Consider the following 16,910-nt stretch of genomic DNA (forward strand, 5'->3'; position numbering starts at 1 on the left):
CACAGTGCAGGAGACTAACCTTTCCGCAAATACCTGGTGAGCTTTAGAATGATCCGTATAGACAATACGAAAGGGGCCAACCGGGATGGAATTTATTTTAACGTTCGTTTTCACATTGCTGATTGTGCTTTTTTTTAATCATGTGATCAATAGAATGTTAGACTTGAAACATGACAAAGACAGCAGGAAAAAAGTACTCTTAATTCTAGTGATTCAAAGTGCAACTATAACCTTTTTATTGACGTTGTTTTTTTGAACCACCGCTTTAGCCATGAAATGCCTATTTTATTTTTAAAAGTAGCAACTGTTCGCAGACTCGATGTTCCATTTTCAATCCCAGGCGGTTGAGAAAATCATTCCTTTATCGTTTTCCGACAGAAGACTCCCACTTCAATCAAACCGCAAGGTCGATAAGTGGGGGTAGTTCAATTGGATCACCACCGTACTACAAATATGAACTATCATACCAATATAACACCTAACAATGTCTATAATTCTGTCCAATTACCGGTTTGAAGTCTTGATTAAGGCGTTTCAACAAACTTCTATCACTGGTATCATCGCTCACAGGCACTTTCCTCTTACAACAATGAACTGAAAAATAAATCAAACCATTTGATCATATAAAAAAGCTTGTAGAGAAGTACGTTTTTCTCTACAAGCTAGGGTATCTTGAAATTAGTGTGCATGGATGAAAATGAGGAAATTTGCTCGCTTTTCGCGAGCTGTTCCCGCAGCGCAGGAATATCGCAGTTTCCCCCTGATTCATGTTGAAGAAGGACTTTTTAGAAAACCCTGTTTTTCAAAATTCTAAAAGTGATCCATGAATCATCAACCTGTTTTTCCCATTACGTTTTGCGTCATATAGAGCTTCATCTGCTTGCTTTACAAGATTTGTCAAGTTTTTAGGCAGGTTGATTGACCAATATGATATCCCACAGGAAATGGTAACTGTTGGATTCGTATTTTCTCTAACAAGAGCAATCAGGCGATTAGCGAGCCGCTCACCAGCAGACAAATCGCTTTTAGGAAGATAAATCGCCAGCTCTTCTCCCCCCCATCTTGCACCGATATCCTGTTCACGAATGTTTTGCTGAATCACCTTCCCGACACTAATAAGAATTTGATCTCCAGTTTGGTGTCCGTAGGTGTCATTGACCTTCTTAAAATTATCAATATCTATTAGAACGAATACTCCTTCGTTATCGTTAACAATGCTATGTTGGACATTTTCATCAAGATAAGCTCTTGAATACAGCTCTGTTAGTTGATCTGTCTGAACTAAATGTTTCAGCCGATCCCTTAGCATAGAGTTTGTAATTGCAAGAGTAGAATGCCGAATCAATGTTTGAAACAACTTAAACATCTCAAAAGTAAACGCACAGACATTTTTTTTCAACACGATGGCAAGTCCTTTGTTTTCATTGTTTTCAATCATCGGAACACCCATTAAAGAAGCATAACCATCAAGACCAAACAGCGCAAAGCCATTTCCGACAAAAACGCCGCTTTCTTCAGAAATTTTCTCTTTCACATATTCAATATAAGGAGCTGCAGCTTCCGTTTGAAAAAAAGCGGTACTCCCTGGCAGCAAATTTTCTTGGTTTAAGTGAATATTATAAAAAAATCCTACTTCTTCAGCACCAAATGAGCTAACTAATCTTTCAGACAAATTTTTCATCATATCTGGTAGTTTCCTTGTACGATTAAGCTGATGAGATGTTTCATTAATCAGCATCAAACTGTCAATCATATTTTTGGATTGTTCATATAAACGGGCATTTTCAAAGGCTTTTCCTGCTGCATTAGCAATAATACCGATATCGGCTGCAACTTCACTTCCGCTCTGTCCCTCAACTTTTAAAACGCCATATATCCCTTGCCGTCCTTTAATTGGAATATAAATGACAGACTCGCTCTTCAATATGACTTGCCCTGACAAATAAACCTCAAGTGCACAAGCATCCATCGACTCATCTTGAACATCGATTTCTTTTGCGGGCAATTGTAAATACTGATCCTGATCAAAAGACAAAAAAAGACAGCAAGCTAAATGTGGAAAAACATTTTTTAAACACTCAAGCAGTGTTTTCAAGACTTTCTCCTGATCCATCAAGTCATAAAATAATTTAGCCTCCTCATAAATTCTAGTTTGATTATAAGCTTTCTCAAATTTTAAACAATTGTTCAAAAACAAACAAACAGCTTCAGCCAACTCTAATGGTATTTTATAGTTCTTTAGGCATACGATATGAATGCATTTACCATTTCCTTTTGTTATTATGATCATATGATAATCAGTCATTTTTTTAATGCTATCGTCTTGGCCCTCCAAGTCGGATGGTTCGCAAGCTTGTATTGTTAGACCTATTGGAGAAAACAACGACTCTGCTTCCGCTTTCAGCCAACTATAAGCCTCGTTATATGTCACAGATGGTTTTTTTGTTAAATATCTTAGCATGTCTTGATGGAAAGACAGACATAGGCTTTTCATTTGTTTATCCATTATTATCACCCGGTTATTTCCATAATTAAGTATTAATCTATCCCTAATTGTATCACAAAAACAGGTATTATGTCCTATTTATATTATATTTTTTATATTCCATTCCGCAACAGTTGACTTTCATTTTGTAACATTATATAATCTTCTTTGTGTGAAATAATGCAGCCTTTTTGTTCTGCTACTATGTTTCATTTTATTCCTTATTTCATAAGGTGTATCGTGTAACTCTTTGCTGCTGGAGCGAGGATACATGAAAATAAAATGGTCATGGGTGAATTGAACAGATGGGTTTTATTTTCACAAAAATAAAACCAAGGGAGGAGTCACATTATGGCTCGCTATACAGGTCCAAGTTGGAAATTATCCCGCCGTTTAGGAATCTCTTTAAGCGGTACGGGTAAAGAATTAGAAAAACGTCCTTATGCACCAGGTCCTCATGGTCCAGGTCAACGAAAAAAACTTTCAGAATATGGTTTGCAATTGCAAGAAAAGCAAAAGCTTCGCCATATGTTCGGTGTGAATGAGCGCCAATTCCGCAATCTATTTGACAGAGCTGCGAAAATGGTCGGTAAACATGGTGAAAACTTCATGATTCTTCTTGAATGTCGTCTTGACAATGTTGTTTATCGTCTTGGCTTAGCACGTACTCGCCGCCAAGCACGTCAATTGGTCAACCATGGTCACATTCTTGTTGATGGAAGCCGTGTTGATATTCCATCTTACCAAGTAAAACCAGGTCAAACAATTGGTCTTCGCGAAAAATCACAAAATCTTTCAGCAGTCAAAGAAGCGGTTGAAGTAAGCAACTTCGTACCAGAATACTTAACTTTTGACGCTGAAAAACTTGAAGGTACATTCACTCGCCTACCAGAGCGTTCTGAACTTGCTCCTGAAATTAACGAAGCATTGATCGTTGAGTTCTACTCTCGTTAAGCGAAATGCGCTTTAAAGAGCATTGTCAAAAACCCTAGAAACGTTGGTATTCCAACGACTCTAGGGTTTTTTGTTTACTTGTTGCTTTGTGGATTTTTGTATTCTCCCCCATTGGTTGGGGGTAATATTTTAAACTAGTGGACAGGCGCTCGCCTCAATTTTTAATACATTAACAAAATTAGATCAGCAATGTACAAGTGGCTAAAATCTTAGTTGATGTAAACACAGTGTAAAAGGTACAGTCGTGAAAAGGATTGCCCATCAGTCGTCCTGCCGGAAAATCTCAGGGAAATTGTTAAGTAAGCTATTGAAATAACTTACGAGTAATATGATTTTAAATTACTAATATATCAGCGTTCATTAAACATGAAAAAGGCATCCAATCGTCAAAAATTGACTTACTGGACAGCCCCTCTTTCATGTTATGCCTTAATCTCCTACTTGTTTTTTGTTTCTCTATGACAAAAGTCTGTTTTTTCGTAAGGTATCTCATTTGTTATTTAGAGAATGAACCTTCAAACTAAGTATTCATACCACCCTGAAATGGTTAAACGCTGCTGTTGAGATATGAAATACTTTATATGCATCAAATAATCCACCATTTCTTGTAATAATATTAATTTTTCTATTTTTATCTAATTACTTCTAGTTTTTTAATGCCAACATAATATTATTTGGATCAAAACCAACAACCCACTTATCATTTACCTTGGTTTGAGGTACTCCCATCTGACCTGTTTGATTTACTAGTTCGCGCATAATCTCTGGATTTGTTTCAACATTTACCTCTTTAAAAGGAATGTTCTGATCTACTAAAAAATTCTTTACCATGATGCAATATGGGCAGCGTGTTGTTGTATACACTGTAACTGTGTTCATATAGTTCCCTCCTATTTACTCAAAGTATTCGATTTACCCGACCAAGCACTTTTTGAGATGCCAAATCACTATGGTTAAATGCATATTCCGCTGTTTCTCTTAACTCTCAAATAACGATGATTACTTGTTACCTAAGCATGTTTTCTATCCATTAAACCATCATTAGATCATTTTCTTAAATAATGTTCTAGAACTTGCTCTTTTTCAATTCGCATTGGTAACCCATACTTTTTACCTTATTTTGAATATCGGTTTTTGATCCTTGATCTGTAGCTCAAGACTTGACCAGTTTCTAATTCATACATTGCCTCTTTGTCTTTACAATTGGCATTGCGCAACCAAGCCTTTCAATCTGTTTTTAGTAATTCCATTTAATCAAGCCCACTTTTTTACTTAAACAGGATTTGAATTTCCGTAAAAATTACTCAGTTTCTCCTTCCCATGCAAGCATCCCACCAGTCATATTCATCACATTAAATCCATGACTCTCAAGAAACTGGCACGCCCGACCACTTCTTCCACCAGAAAGACAAACCATGATATATTCTTTAGCTTTATCTAATTCATGCATACGACATTCTATTAATCCAAGGGGAATGTGAATTGCTCCTGGTATTTTACCAGCTTCCACTTCTTCCACTTCTCGAACATCAATAATATTTAATTTCTTTCTTTCATTTAATAAATTTTCAACTTCCTTAGCAGTAATTTGTTCCATTTTATTTCCTCCTTTTTTTATCTCCAAGCACTCATGCCGCCCTTTACATTTGTTACTTTTGTAAACCCTAATTTTTTTAACAATTTACTAGCCTTTTGGCTTCTCATTCCACTCTGACAAATAACAATAACTTCTTTATCTTTTGACAGTTCCTTCTCTGCTATTTGTGTAAGCTGATGAAGTGGGAGATTTTTAAACCCTCTAATACTATTCCCCTTAAATTCTTCAGGAGTTCGGACATCGACAAATTGTTTTTTCTTGTCTTTTAACTCATTTTTTAGATCAGTTGTTGAGATCTGTCTTACTCCCTTAGCTGGGATGATCCGATTAATAATAAAAAATAGAAAAAGGGCAATTAATAAATAATTCAAATATTCCAAATTTACTCTCTCCTTTATAAGATAAACAGATTGACATTGCCACCTTCAGCATTGGCCAAACAGGCTGCAACCACCAGCATATTCAATAACATTTCTTGTTATAGAACTAGTAAGTCCATTGTCATATACAGACACTAATTAAACATTTTGTTCTTGCGCCATTTCGATTAATTCCGATAGCTTTGCTTTTGTGTGAAAAATAGTAACCTCGTAATTATAAGCTGCACCATTTACAAAAATATAAGCTACCTTTGCTTTACACTAAAGATGATTATTGTTCTTTTCTGTCATGCCTCCCTCCTTTTTATATCTACTTCTATAGGTATTAAACAACTTCAACAAATTATTACTTTTACCCCTATAGGTATATAAAGGAGAGAAAAAAATGCCGATCCGATTTTTATCTACTACTTTTGACAAGCAAGTTGACAGCTTCTTTAATTAATTCATCCGTCTTTTCTCCCTTTGTTTCAACATCTAAAACACATTCAACTAAGTTTGAACTTACAATAACGCCTACTGTTCTATCTACAGCAGAGCGAACAGCAGATAACTGAGTAATAACATCTTTACAACCTTTTTTCTCTTCCATCATTTTCAAAATCCCTTTAAGCTGTCCTTCGATACGCTTTACTCTGTTTTTCAGTTGATCATTGTATTCCATATATATTCCCCTTTCTATGTTGATGTTTTTGTTTTTTATCTGGATTACAGTCTGTTAAAGTATAGCCCAATACCTCAAAACCTTTTTTTCTGAGGAATCTAATACTCATATTTTTCTCAAGATTGTCTGAAGCTACAACATAAACTTTCGAACTTGATATTTCATGATAATTTCTTTTCAAATAAGCAATCGGGATGTTGATAGCCGTACGAAATGGATCTTTATATGACTGATTATAATCCCTTACATCTACTATTATTGCATCCGCGTTCAATGTTTTAATACATTGAACTCCTCTAACAGGAATATATCTATTATAAATAAACTCAAAAATTAAAATCTGTATCACAATCATAAAAAGTATCATTTTTTTACCTCGTCTCTAAAAAAATTACTGACAAGGATTATAGTATACCCATATGGGTATGTTGTCAACCCTGCTATTTATAGGATGAAAGAATAGACTTGCCTTCTCCATGCCATAATATTAAATCGGCATTTTTTATTTTCTTTATTCTCGATTGTGATTTCTTCGACCTTAAATGTATGTATAACGAACTCTCCCATAGAGGTAAAAATAACCTTATACCCTTGATGATAGCCGCTGTCCCTTGGCTGACCACCAGGTTGGGTTTTACCCACACCTGAAGGACCAAGAGGGATTATCTATGACAGTTCTTTTAATTGATTACACTGTTCGATTGTTGTTTTTCAAAGTCAAATTGTTTTAATTTATCTAAATATGGAACCTCAGCTCTTTCATTAAAAGTCCTTTTTTAATAATTGTTGAATAGAACGACCTTCTTTAAAGTTCAATTTTCTGAGTGGTCAACTTTTATTTTAGTATTTATTACACCACTTATGCCTTTCATTTCCTATCAATGTTATCATTCTAAGAAAATGATTAACATCATATCAGTGATAAGATTAGGTTTTTAGAGCTAAGTTTTTTACTAGTTAGCCATATAACTAGTGAATTATCCAATTTACAGTCACATTCAAACACATGAACTACAATAAAGAAAAGTTTTCTAATTCAAATGATTCATTTTATAGAATAAAAATTAGTCTGAAAGTCGAAAATGACAATTAAAAGATGTTAAGCAATTGAGAGTCACTCATCTTGAATTAGGTGAACTTAAATTACGAATGGCAAATGAAGAAACTAATAATCTGTAAAAACTCATTACATTGCTATCAAATGATGGTGCAAAAGTTAATATACTTCAAGTTGATGATTTAGTTATCGAAGAAATTTCATTAACATATTTAAGCGCTTTAAACAAATTCAAGAACAAACTTAACAACTGGATGATTTAATGTATGGTCATGATGAGTAGAACTATGAAGGTTTTTTTGTTTCAATAAAGCCCAGCTTGTCTTCGTCTTCGGCACGTAAATATCGTTCACATCTAATTTTGTTCAATGTCCTTTTTTTCTTGAGGTAATATATTATAGTAGATGAGAACTCCCATTATTCCAAGTCCTAGAATGAAAACAGAAATCATGAATGAAGGGACTATACTGCTCATCAAAACAGTACTAGAAGCAATTAATAAAGATAAATTAAGTTTAAATCCATTAAAAGCCAAATATGAACTTCTATATTGATCTGGCGGCATAGATGCAAAATAAGTTTGTTCTAACGGACCGAAAAGAACCTCGCCGATTGTAGCGATTACCATCATCATGAATAAGATGAATATATGTCCAGAATAGGACATAACACTATAACCCGTGACAAGTAATATTGAACCAATCAATAAAACCTTTTTATCATCATATTTGAAAGCGATTTTATGAATGAATAACATCAACATGACAACTAGTATCGTGTTTATACTTTTTAATATACCTAAAGCCTTAATACCATCAATATCCCAAATCAAAAGTTTTTGTTCAGGCATGATTTCTAATAAATGTATACTAATATAATGAGTCAGCTGATGTTCTGATGAAAGAATGAAGACACCGGCAAGTACAAAGAAGACAAACTTTGTGTCTTTTAAAACAAATTGATAATTGTTAAATAATTCAGTGAGGTGTTCTTTAATTGTTATGGATTGATTATTAGGCATATAACTTTCTTGTATAAAAAACAACACTAATATCACAACTAAAAATGACAAAAACGTCAACACGATAAAGAGATGAAATAGATAGTCTTCAAAAAGGAAGCCACCCAAAACTCCACCAATTGCTACTGATAAATTACTGCTCCAATACATAATGGAATACATGAATTTACGCTGCTTTTCAGTACTTACATCTATAAGCATTGCGTCATTAGCAGGTACAGATAGACCCCAGCATAAAGAATTAAGCATCATCATAAAAAACGTAATAAGAGGATATGTAGCCCATGGTGAATTACAACTACACATGATTAAAAAAGAAAAGAAACGAATGATTTCAGACACAGCGATTATTTTCTTTCGACCATAGTAATCTGATAAATAACCACTTAATAGATTAACAATTAACCCTGCAAACACATTGACGATCAGTAAGATTCCTGCCGTTTTCTTTCCGAAATGAATAGATAAGTAAATAGCCATAAACGGGAAAATCATACTGCCGATAAATCTGCTTAAAAAATTTTCGATGATACGAACTTTGATATTGATGTGAAAATCATTGATTCTCATATCTCCCTCTCAATAAAATCTCTTTTTAGGATCTAACGTTAAAATCACCTTATTGATTTTTTTTCCACAACTCAAACATTTGTAAGTTTTATCATCGCTGTAATATCCATAAAACTCTTTTTTGTAACAATCATCACAAAGGTTTTTTGTAAGGTCTTGTTGTACAGATTTCATCATATCATGACTATATTTTATCGTTTCTGTAGAAAGGATACTTTTTTCTTCAGTTATTCTTTTCAATAACTCTGTTGAAGTATGATAAACCTTTTCCTTTATCTCTCCATTTGCGTCTCTTGTAAATAAAGAAAACTGATCATGAACCAAAATATAATGTAGTACACCGCTTTTTTTCCATTGTTTATAAGCTTTTTTTGTGGAATCTAACATCTGAAAGTTGTATTGGTGAGATCGTAATTCTTTGAAAAGTTGTTGTTTGTTCGTGTGATTAGAAGAAGCAATTAAGAAATCAACATCTGCAACATGAGGATGTATCGCAAAATTCCCGCAATATTGTGATGTCATTTCTAATGACTTATACAATGCTTTACCTGAAAATCCCGAGTCAAAAAGTTCTACATCATCATCAATTTTAAGATTATTTTTAAATTGATCTGATAATATATAGATCATTCCTAGCTTAGTCAAACTACCTTTCTCATGTGTAACAAAATATAACTCATATTCCGCATATGAAGGGACTTCCTGAGTTTCAAGAAAGGCGATTTCAATACCAATACTAGCAAAAAAGTTTTTGTATATTTTTTTTAATTTTTTTATATTTTCGTGATCGTCAGCTTTTTTTACGATTTGATCTAACTGCACGACTGGAAAGATATTTTTATCTTTGTACAGCGGTGTTAATTTGTTTGCTTTGTCTCTATACACACTTGAACATGTAAGCACTGATTTAGTTTGATTTTCAACATGATCTTTTAGATATTTGAAAGAGTTTATTAACACATCTGACATCACTAGTTTCTCACCATATTCTACGATTTCATCCGTATAATCATTAATGTCTTTATACATTTCTAGAAAATCATTTTTATCAACTAGTTTAGTATGTTTTAACTCAATAGCGTTTAAGTTTTCATCTTTCACTATTTTTCTGAAAACATCAACAAAACGATAGATAACATCCAATCCTTTTCTAGAATAAACAGGTATACCCTTACCATACCCACCTGCATAAAGAAATGAAGAATCTTCCAAGTAATGAGTCATTTTAATATTACTGATATGTTTAACCAACAACAACTCCACCTATCTGTTTCCACAATATCGTAATCTAAAATATCTTGACGTTTCAGCAAATGATTATTTATCTCGGTGTGAACACTAGAAAAATTACATTTTTCTTTAGAAAAAAGTTCAATCAGTAACAAGTTTGTTTCCTGATTTTGATAAAGGCCATCACCGATTGAGAATATTGTTGCTTTTTTGTTATTTTTCCATAAAGAAAATGGAGTGATACAAAAAGGACCTCCAAAACTTCTTAAAAAAAACTTCCTTTTTTTATCTATGATTTTTCTGCTATAAAAATTCAAAAAAGCTTCATCATTTTTTTTAGGTATAACAAATACATCAGAAATTTCATATACTGGACTTATTAATTTTAATGAGGACAACACATCATGAAAATGGTTCATAGTCTACCATCAACTTCTTGTCAATTAAATACATATCATTTATCAAATGATGTAAACTTTTGTTTGAAAGGTAATATAGCCCTAACAAATCTTCAATTCCTCTAAAAGAAGACACTTTTTGACCAGCTTGTGCAATAGGAATCATTAAATCTATAGATTCAATATCATTGATTTTCGAAAAATTGATTGTTTTAATTCTCCATTCTCCAACAGGACATAAACTGATTTTAGCAGCTGCATATTTATAAAAATTTATATCCGTTGACACAGTTTCACCTAAAGATAATTTTGCTAATTCATAAAAAACGTCAAATTCCCCATTTGAAGCATTGTTTATTCTAAAAGGTGTGGTTCCGCCTGGGCGTGCATTAACTTCTATTATTTTTGGTCCTTCTTCTGTCAATTTTATTTCTGTATGTGTCATGATATTTTTCAATTCTAAAGCTTTTAAAGCAGAGGTAGTTAATCGATAAAGTGAGTCTACATCGTCTTTTTTTAAAGATGTGGGGGTGATATAGCCAGATTCTCGAAATGGTTGATATAACTTTGTTCGATCAGAAACAGTTAAATGATGAACGCGACCGTCTATAATGAGACTTTCAACACTAACATAATCAGCAAGCTGGTCGTTCTCATGCCAGTTAGTTCCTATCATTTTTTCTTCTAAATTAAACGTGCTTTCTTCACCTTCAGTAATGATATTTTCATATTTAAAACACTGTTCATCATACTTTTCATATAATTCTTCTAGACAATTTATTTCAAATATCCCATAACCACCGCCTCCAAAATTAGGTTTTAACAAACTAGGAAAACCAATCTTCTCAGCTGCTTCTAATAAATCATTTTTATGTTTGATTTCAAAGTATTTAGGAATCGGTATATTTTTTTCCTGTAACCTTTTTCTTTGTAAAGCCTTATGTTGAACACGTTTTATTATAGTTGGAGTCATAAAAGAAATACCTATTTCTTTAGCGATTTCACTAACTGCCTTTAATAACATTTCTGCAAATGTTATTAATCCATCAATTTTTTGTTCTTTGTGATAAGAAACAACTTTCTCCACCATATCGTTTTCATTTTTGCACTCAAAACCAGGTCCTATCGATCCTACAACAGAGTGATAAACCTGATTTAATGTCATATTGGTTGGCGATTTAATATAGAAAGTGATGACTTCTACATCATTCAGTTTCTCAAGACTAGGATATATTAAGTCAGGTGCAGTACCAGCATGGTGCAATAATAAAGCTAACCTTTTCAACCTCAACACTCCTTTGATTGTTTTTTCCTCAGTGGAAGTGAAGACACTCCGTAAAATGATTTGAGGAAATGCGTTGTATAGAGACGTCTCCACTAAAGACAAGTGATGGTTAAGAATGACAAGATATCCTCATTTTTTGGCTGCTAAAATTGATTTCTAAAAATCCACCTGTATAAAAAGGAAACGAAGGTTCTGTATGAGAAAAATCAATATTAAAAATAATAGGAAAATTTTTCATTTTCAATTCTCCAACTAATAATTGGTATAAAATAAAATCATGATTTAAGATTGATTGAGGCGAAAACTTGCCAATGATAAGTGCTTTAGCTTGTAATACATTACTACCCATTATCAGTTGTTTGATATTCATTAAAAATTTTCTAGGAGAAACATCTGGGATTGTTTCAATGACAACGATTTTATCTTTAAAATTTGGTGAAAATCTTGTTCCTAACAAAGAACATAAACTTTCTAAATTTCCGCCTACTACACTTCCTGATATAGAATCAATCTCTTCAGAATAAAAATAGCTCCAAGAATGATGGGGGAAGTTCGTTCTTTCACTGATATACCAATATCCATCGTTATATGATAATGGACAATCAAATACGATCTCTTCTTTTTTTAATGATCTTTCAATGATTTTTATTTCTTCACTAGTTAAATTTGGATTGCATATTTTAGATAAATCTATACCGTACACATTGTTCATTCCAGTTTTTTGATATAAACTATTCAACAAACAGGTAAGATCACTTTTACCACAAACTAATTGGTTTTCTTTAAAACTAGAAATTTCAACTATATCTTCCAATATAAAATTACTAGTGAAACCGCCATAAATAGGTATTAAGACGCTATGATCTGTACGAATGAATTTTTTATAAAAATCAATTAATTTTGAAGGTTCATTAATTCCTAAACCTAAATAATTTTGACTCATATTATCATCTAAGATGACATCATAGCCCATCTTTTTAAGACGCTTGATTCCTAAATCTTTATGTTTTTGTGTTAGGTCGGTTCCATTGTTAGCAGGTGCCCATACAAATGCTTTCATTTTGACAGACCTCTTCTTCCATCTTATGGCTCAATTTTAACATCCTTATCTCGATAGACAACCGGTATATTACGAATATCATAATTTCCTGTTAGCCAAGCTATATAGCGTTCTATTCCCATTCCAAAACCACTTGTCTGTAAAGGGTACTGTTTTTTCATATTAATATACCATTCGTAATGATCGGGGCTAACTTGATGATCCATAAGCGATTTTTGCACAGAATGATAATCCGCTCTCTCTCCGCACCCTAATGTCTCGCCCATACCTATTAACAGATCTGCAGCTAGTGCATACTTCTGGTCATCTGGATCATACTGCTGATAGAAAGGCACGCTTTTATGTTCTAAATGAGTGAGCCAAACAACACCATTATACTTTTTAATTAAATGCTGTTCTCCTTCAGAATTTATTGTTTTTAAACCATCTCTAATTTCAATTCCTGCTGGATATTCATTCTTCAGTAAATCAATTGCATCTTTAAAATGGATTCGCGGAAAATGACCTAAATATATGATTCTTTTAATATCATTAAAATGATCTACAGGGACATTTAAAGAGTGATAGTAGTCTTTTTCAATAATAAATGATGTAATATATTGAATATACTCTTCCGCCAATCGAATAATATCATCTAGACCGCCTTTTATTTCAACTTCTGAATGATAGAATTGGCTTAAATGACGTTCATCAGAATCCTCACCTCTAAATGAAGGCATAATATAATAAACACCATTTTGATTAAATCTCAACGTATATTCCAATAAAAATTGCATCGAATCAGCTAAATAAGTCTCTTGTCCCAATAAATTTATCTTGACAGGGAGGGAATCTGACCCCAATCCCATAGGGCTTGATATACTAGTCGTTGTAATTGGAAGGGCAGCAATTGAAAAATTCCTTTGATCATAAAATTGGTTTGAATACTTGATGATATCTGAATATATTTTAAACATATTTTCATACCATTTTGACTCTAACACTTTGCACCACCTATTATGATCTGTAGAATGTATGATCACTTAAGATCCCATCCTTTCATATAAGTTGATGTGAATAGTTCTCTATCAAATTTAAACTTATTCTTTCTGATATACATTTCTTTATAAGCCATTTTATGAAGATTATCCCTAAATAGGTAAATGTAATGAATGTAAATGTCTTTTAAGCATTTTTTTGAATCTACATCTTTAATATTGTGATCAATAATATTTTCATTTGTACGGAATATTTCTTCTACATAATCACTGATATGTTGATCCGTAATATAATCAAATTTATATTTATTGGCAAGATAGATATCTAACTCGTCATCAGTAAAAAATTCATCCCAATAATCTTCATAATCAATTTTTATATTCATTTTTAAAGCATCTCTTATTTTTTCTATTAACATATTTGAAGGAACTTCTACATAAAACATAGGAGCTACCAACAAAACTCCGTTATACTTTAAAACCCTTTTATATTCACTTAATGCTTTTTTTCGATCAGGAATATAAGAAATGATATTACCAGCAAATATAAAATCAAATTCCTCATCATCAAATGGCAAATTGGTTGCATCTGCTTTTACAAAGTTGATATGATCTTCAACCTTAAAACGATCAGCATTTTTTTGAGCAATCTTCAAGCTTTCTTCATTAATATCTACCGCTGTTATTTGACAATTAGTCATTTTAGCTAATTCTATTGCAGTAAATCCTGTTGAAGTTCCAATTTCAAGGACTTTATGATTTTCATTTATGTGAACAGTATTAACAAAGTTGATGATTGTTTTTATCCCTCCTGGCGGTCGATTTGTTTCACCAATGACAGAGATTAATTGATTATAGTTCATTTTTTTTAAATCATTCACTTCTAAAACATTCATTATGAATCATCTCCTTTCATAAATTTACAATCAAAATACAATACATTTACTTTCGTGTCAATATATACAAATTAAATTCACTTTTTTGTTGAATATTGTCTATTAATTCGTTCAGATCTTGTTCAGAAAGTACAACAGCGTTTGCCCTTATTTTTCAGCTCTCCGTTGATTTTCATCGACTACTTTAAAAATCATTAACTTTTCAAAGATATCCTCCAACATTTTAATGAACAATCTGTTTTCCTCTTCACTGTTATCTCCAATTAAATCTGAGATTTTATCGAAATGATCCGGCAAAAATCGAAGCAAATATTCTTTCCCTTTTGCTGTTAAAGTGATGGTGACTTTCCGGCGATCTTCTTTGACATGCCTCCGTTCAATATAGCTATCACGGGCTAACCCTTCTAATAGCCCTGTAATAGTTGCTTTCGTAACATTTGATTGCCTCGCAAGTTCTGTCGGACTTAAGGTATGATTCGGAGCATCTAACAACAGCATTAGAACGGTAAATTTCCCTTCCGAAAGCCCGTAATTTTTAAAGTAATGATCAATAATATGTGTCATTTTTTTAGAAACACCGAGAAGCGCTAAAAATAAATCAAGTGATGATAAATCAACATTCGAGTAGTTTGCTGCATTTTTCATGATTTGTTTATGTTTCTGTGAGTTTCGCAGTTTAGAGTCAACCATTTTCATAACCTCCTATTTGTTTGTCAATTATAGGGTCGCATATGGCGATATGCAACCTCTAAAAATATTTTTGACATATTACCCAGTATATAGTAATGTAACATATTGTTAGTCGCCTAATTATATATATCATCATACAAAGGTGGTTTATTCAAATGAAAAAAAGACACTATCACATTGTAATAGCAGGAGGGGGTATTGGCGGTCTTTGTGCAGCCATCTCTCTTAAAAATCAAGGTCATGATGTGACTCTGTTTGAAGCATCTCCATGCAACCGCACGACAGGTGCGGGGATTCTCCAACCGCAAAATGCGCAACACGTTCTCAAAGAAATTGGTGTCCTCAATGATTGTTGTTCTTTAGGCTATCAAACAACATGGTTAGAAATTTTTGATGAAGCAGGTGAATTAATAGAAAAAGTAAACGAAAAATTTATCGATGACACTTTGCCTGGAAGGAATAACATGTTACGAGCCAAACTGAATAACATCCTCACAAAACACGCCGAAACAGCCGGGGTTAACATCAAATGGGGTATGAAAGTGGTATCTTATAAAGAAACAGCAAGTACTGTAACTGTTTTCTGTAAAAATGGGAAAGACTTCACATGTGATCTTCTTGTGGGCTTTGATGGCATCCATTCTACCGTACGAGATGTGATGCTCGAAAAGAAAACAGAGAAAGAATATCTTGGGGTTGGAGCCTTCCGATTCTATATCGAATTCCCTGAAAACACCTTTGCTGAATCAGCAATGATTTATAAAACAGGCGAGTTCCAAGTAGGAGTTATCCCACTTTCAGTAAAAGCAGGTTATGTATTTATACTAAAAGCTTTTCCAGCAGATTATCAGGATGATGAGAGAACTCGATTTACTAGAGTAAAAGAAATGTTATCACAGCGAAAAGAACTAGAGTTTATTACAACACACATTTCAAAGAAACACCCGGTGATCTTCAACAAAATTGAACAGATTAGATTAACAGATAAATGGTATAAAGGACGAGTTGTAATCGGTGGAGATGCTGCTCATGCCGGTGCCCCGACACTTGCCCAAGGTGCGGCTATGGCGATTGAAGACGCCATCGTACTTGCAGATGAGCTAGGGCATCATCAAACAATCAAAACTGCACTTCAAGCCTACTACGAAAGAAGAGCACCACGGGCATCAAAAATTCAGGAGTTATCTGCAAACATAATTCAGCACGAAATGAACGGAAATCCCAACGCTGCACATGAAAATATCGCTAACTGCTATAGTCTGCTAAAAAAAGCCTATTAATTACTGCAAACAATAAAAGAGGGAAGCGTTTTCTCTCTCACTGAAAGAATCCTTTGTGATGTGTCTATTACCCACGACAACTTTGTTAAGCCATTCGATCATCAAACAGGGGCTAAAGAATTGAACAGGCTTCATTTGCACTTGATCATCACCAAACAGAAGACCTTGTGCCATATTTATCAGATGTCCGGCAACATTATGATGAGACCAACATGATCGCTATCTCCGACCACACTATTTGTTGCTTGACCAAACATTATCATATTCACGACTCGTTATTTTACCTAATAGCTGTCATTATTCAATGATTGATCAACCAGCCGATTTGCCAAGAATTAAAGATCCACTTAGCAAACGTTTCAGGGA

16 protein-coding genes are annotated in these 16,910 nt (G+C 33.3%); 2 read left to right on the forward strand and 14 right to left on the reverse strand.

The features are described from left to right. Positions 1-802 precede the first annotated feature (802 nt). Positions 803-2,506, reverse strand: coding sequence for a sensor domain-containing diguanylate cyclase (locus HOO54_RS16230; protein WP_172297075.1), 1,704 nt, complete (start codon positions 2,504-2,506; stop codon positions 803-805). 330 nt (positions 2,507-2,836) lie between these two features. Between HOO54_RS16230 and rpsD the strand changes: the two genes are divergently transcribed. After that, positions 2,837-3,439 (forward strand): 30S ribosomal protein S4, encoded by a 603-nt coding sequence (rpsD, locus tag HOO54_RS16235; protein WP_172297077.1) that lies wholly within the window; start codon positions 2,837-2,839, stop codon positions 3,437-3,439. Positions 3,440-4,084: 645 nt separating this feature from the next. Here rpsD and HOO54_RS16240 read toward each other — a convergent pair. The 13 genes from HOO54_RS16240 to HOO54_RS16300 form a co-directional block, all read right to left on the reverse strand. Next, positions 4,085-4,318 (reverse strand): glutaredoxin family protein, encoded by a 234-nt coding sequence (locus HOO54_RS16240; protein ID WP_172297080.1) that lies wholly within the window; start codon positions 4,316-4,318, stop codon positions 4,085-4,087. A 421-nt stretch (positions 4,319-4,739) separates the two neighbouring features. Next, a complete protein-coding gene (locus HOO54_RS16245; RefSeq protein WP_172297082.1) occupies positions 4,740-5,036 on the reverse strand; it encodes a rhodanese-like domain-containing protein in 297 nt (98 codons plus the stop codon). 17 nt (positions 5,037-5,053) lie between these two features. Further along, the gene (locus HOO54_RS16250) at positions 5,054-5,416 is read right to left on the reverse strand and encodes a rhodanese-like domain-containing protein (RefSeq protein ID WP_172297084.1); all 363 of its coding nucleotides are present in this window, start codon (positions 5,414-5,416) and stop codon (positions 5,054-5,056) included. A gap of 400 nt (positions 5,417-5,816) precedes the next feature. Beyond that, on the reverse strand, positions 5,817-6,080 hold the full coding sequence (locus HOO54_RS16255) for a metal-sensitive transcriptional regulator (protein WP_172297087.1): 264 nt from the start codon (positions 6,078-6,080) through the stop codon (positions 5,817-5,819). After that, on the reverse strand, positions 6,067-6,447 hold the full coding sequence (locus HOO54_RS16260; protein WP_172297089.1) for a rhodanese-like domain-containing protein: 381 nt from the start codon (positions 6,445-6,447) through the stop codon (positions 6,067-6,069). The genes HOO54_RS16255 and HOO54_RS16260 overlap by 14 nt, the downstream gene beginning before the upstream one ends. Before the next feature lie 1,045 nt (positions 6,448-7,492). Next, positions 7,493-8,728 carry an MDR family MFS transporter gene (locus tag HOO54_RS16265; RefSeq protein ID WP_172297091.1) on the reverse strand — a complete coding sequence of 412 codons (1,236 nt, stop codon included), beginning with the start codon at positions 8,726-8,728 and terminating at the stop codon, positions 7,493-7,495. Positions 8,729-8,737: 9 nt separating this feature from the next. Next, a complete protein-coding gene (locus HOO54_RS16270; RefSeq protein WP_172297093.1) occupies positions 8,738-9,979 on the reverse strand; it encodes a hypothetical protein in 1,242 nt (413 codons plus the stop codon). Continuing rightward, a complete protein-coding gene (locus tag HOO54_RS16275; RefSeq protein WP_172297095.1) occupies positions 9,949-10,377 on the reverse strand; it encodes a hypothetical protein in 429 nt (142 codons plus the stop codon). The genes HOO54_RS16270 and HOO54_RS16275 overlap by 31 nt, the downstream gene beginning before the upstream one ends. Further along, positions 10,361-11,641 carry an ATP-grasp domain-containing protein gene (locus tag HOO54_RS16280; protein WP_172297098.1) on the reverse strand — a complete coding sequence of 427 codons (1,281 nt, stop codon included), beginning with the start codon at positions 11,639-11,641 and terminating at the stop codon, positions 10,361-10,363. Before HOO54_RS16280 ends, HOO54_RS16275 begins: the two co-directional genes overlap by 17 nt. Before the next feature lie 109 nt (positions 11,642-11,750). Beyond that, positions 11,751-12,701, reverse strand: a complete 951-nt coding sequence (locus tag HOO54_RS16285) for an LD-carboxypeptidase (protein WP_172297100.1) — start codon at positions 12,699-12,701, stop codon at positions 11,751-11,753. Positions 12,702-12,724: 23 nt separating this feature from the next. Continuing rightward, positions 12,725-13,723: an asparagine synthetase A gene (locus HOO54_RS16290; RefSeq protein ID WP_309244882.1), complete on the reverse strand. Its 999-nt coding sequence runs from the start codon at positions 13,721-13,723 to the stop codon at positions 12,725-12,727. Next, positions 13,720-14,574 carry a class I SAM-dependent methyltransferase gene (locus HOO54_RS16295; protein ID WP_172297102.1) on the reverse strand — a complete coding sequence of 285 codons (855 nt, stop codon included), beginning with the start codon at positions 14,572-14,574 and terminating at the stop codon, positions 13,720-13,722. The genes HOO54_RS16290 and HOO54_RS16295 overlap by 4 nt, the downstream gene beginning before the upstream one ends. A 147-nt stretch (positions 14,575-14,721) precedes the next feature. After that, on the reverse strand, positions 14,722-15,264 hold the full coding sequence (locus HOO54_RS16300) for a MarR family winged helix-turn-helix transcriptional regulator (protein WP_172297104.1): 543 nt from the start codon (positions 15,262-15,264) through the stop codon (positions 14,722-14,724). 155 nt (positions 15,265-15,419) lie between these two features. On the opposite strand from HOO54_RS16300, the gene HOO54_RS16305 reads away from it, so the two are divergent. Continuing rightward, positions 15,420-16,544 carry an FAD-dependent monooxygenase gene (locus tag HOO54_RS16305; protein ID WP_172297106.1) on the forward strand — a complete coding sequence of 375 codons (1,125 nt, stop codon included), beginning with the start codon at positions 15,420-15,422 and terminating at the stop codon, positions 16,542-16,544. Positions 16,545-16,910 lie beyond the last annotated feature (366 nt).

The sequence above is a fragment of the Bacillus sp. WMMC1349 genome, from assembly GCF_013155385.1.
Taxonomy (GTDB): Bacteria; Bacillota; Bacilli; order Bacillales; family Bacillaceae; genus Bacillus.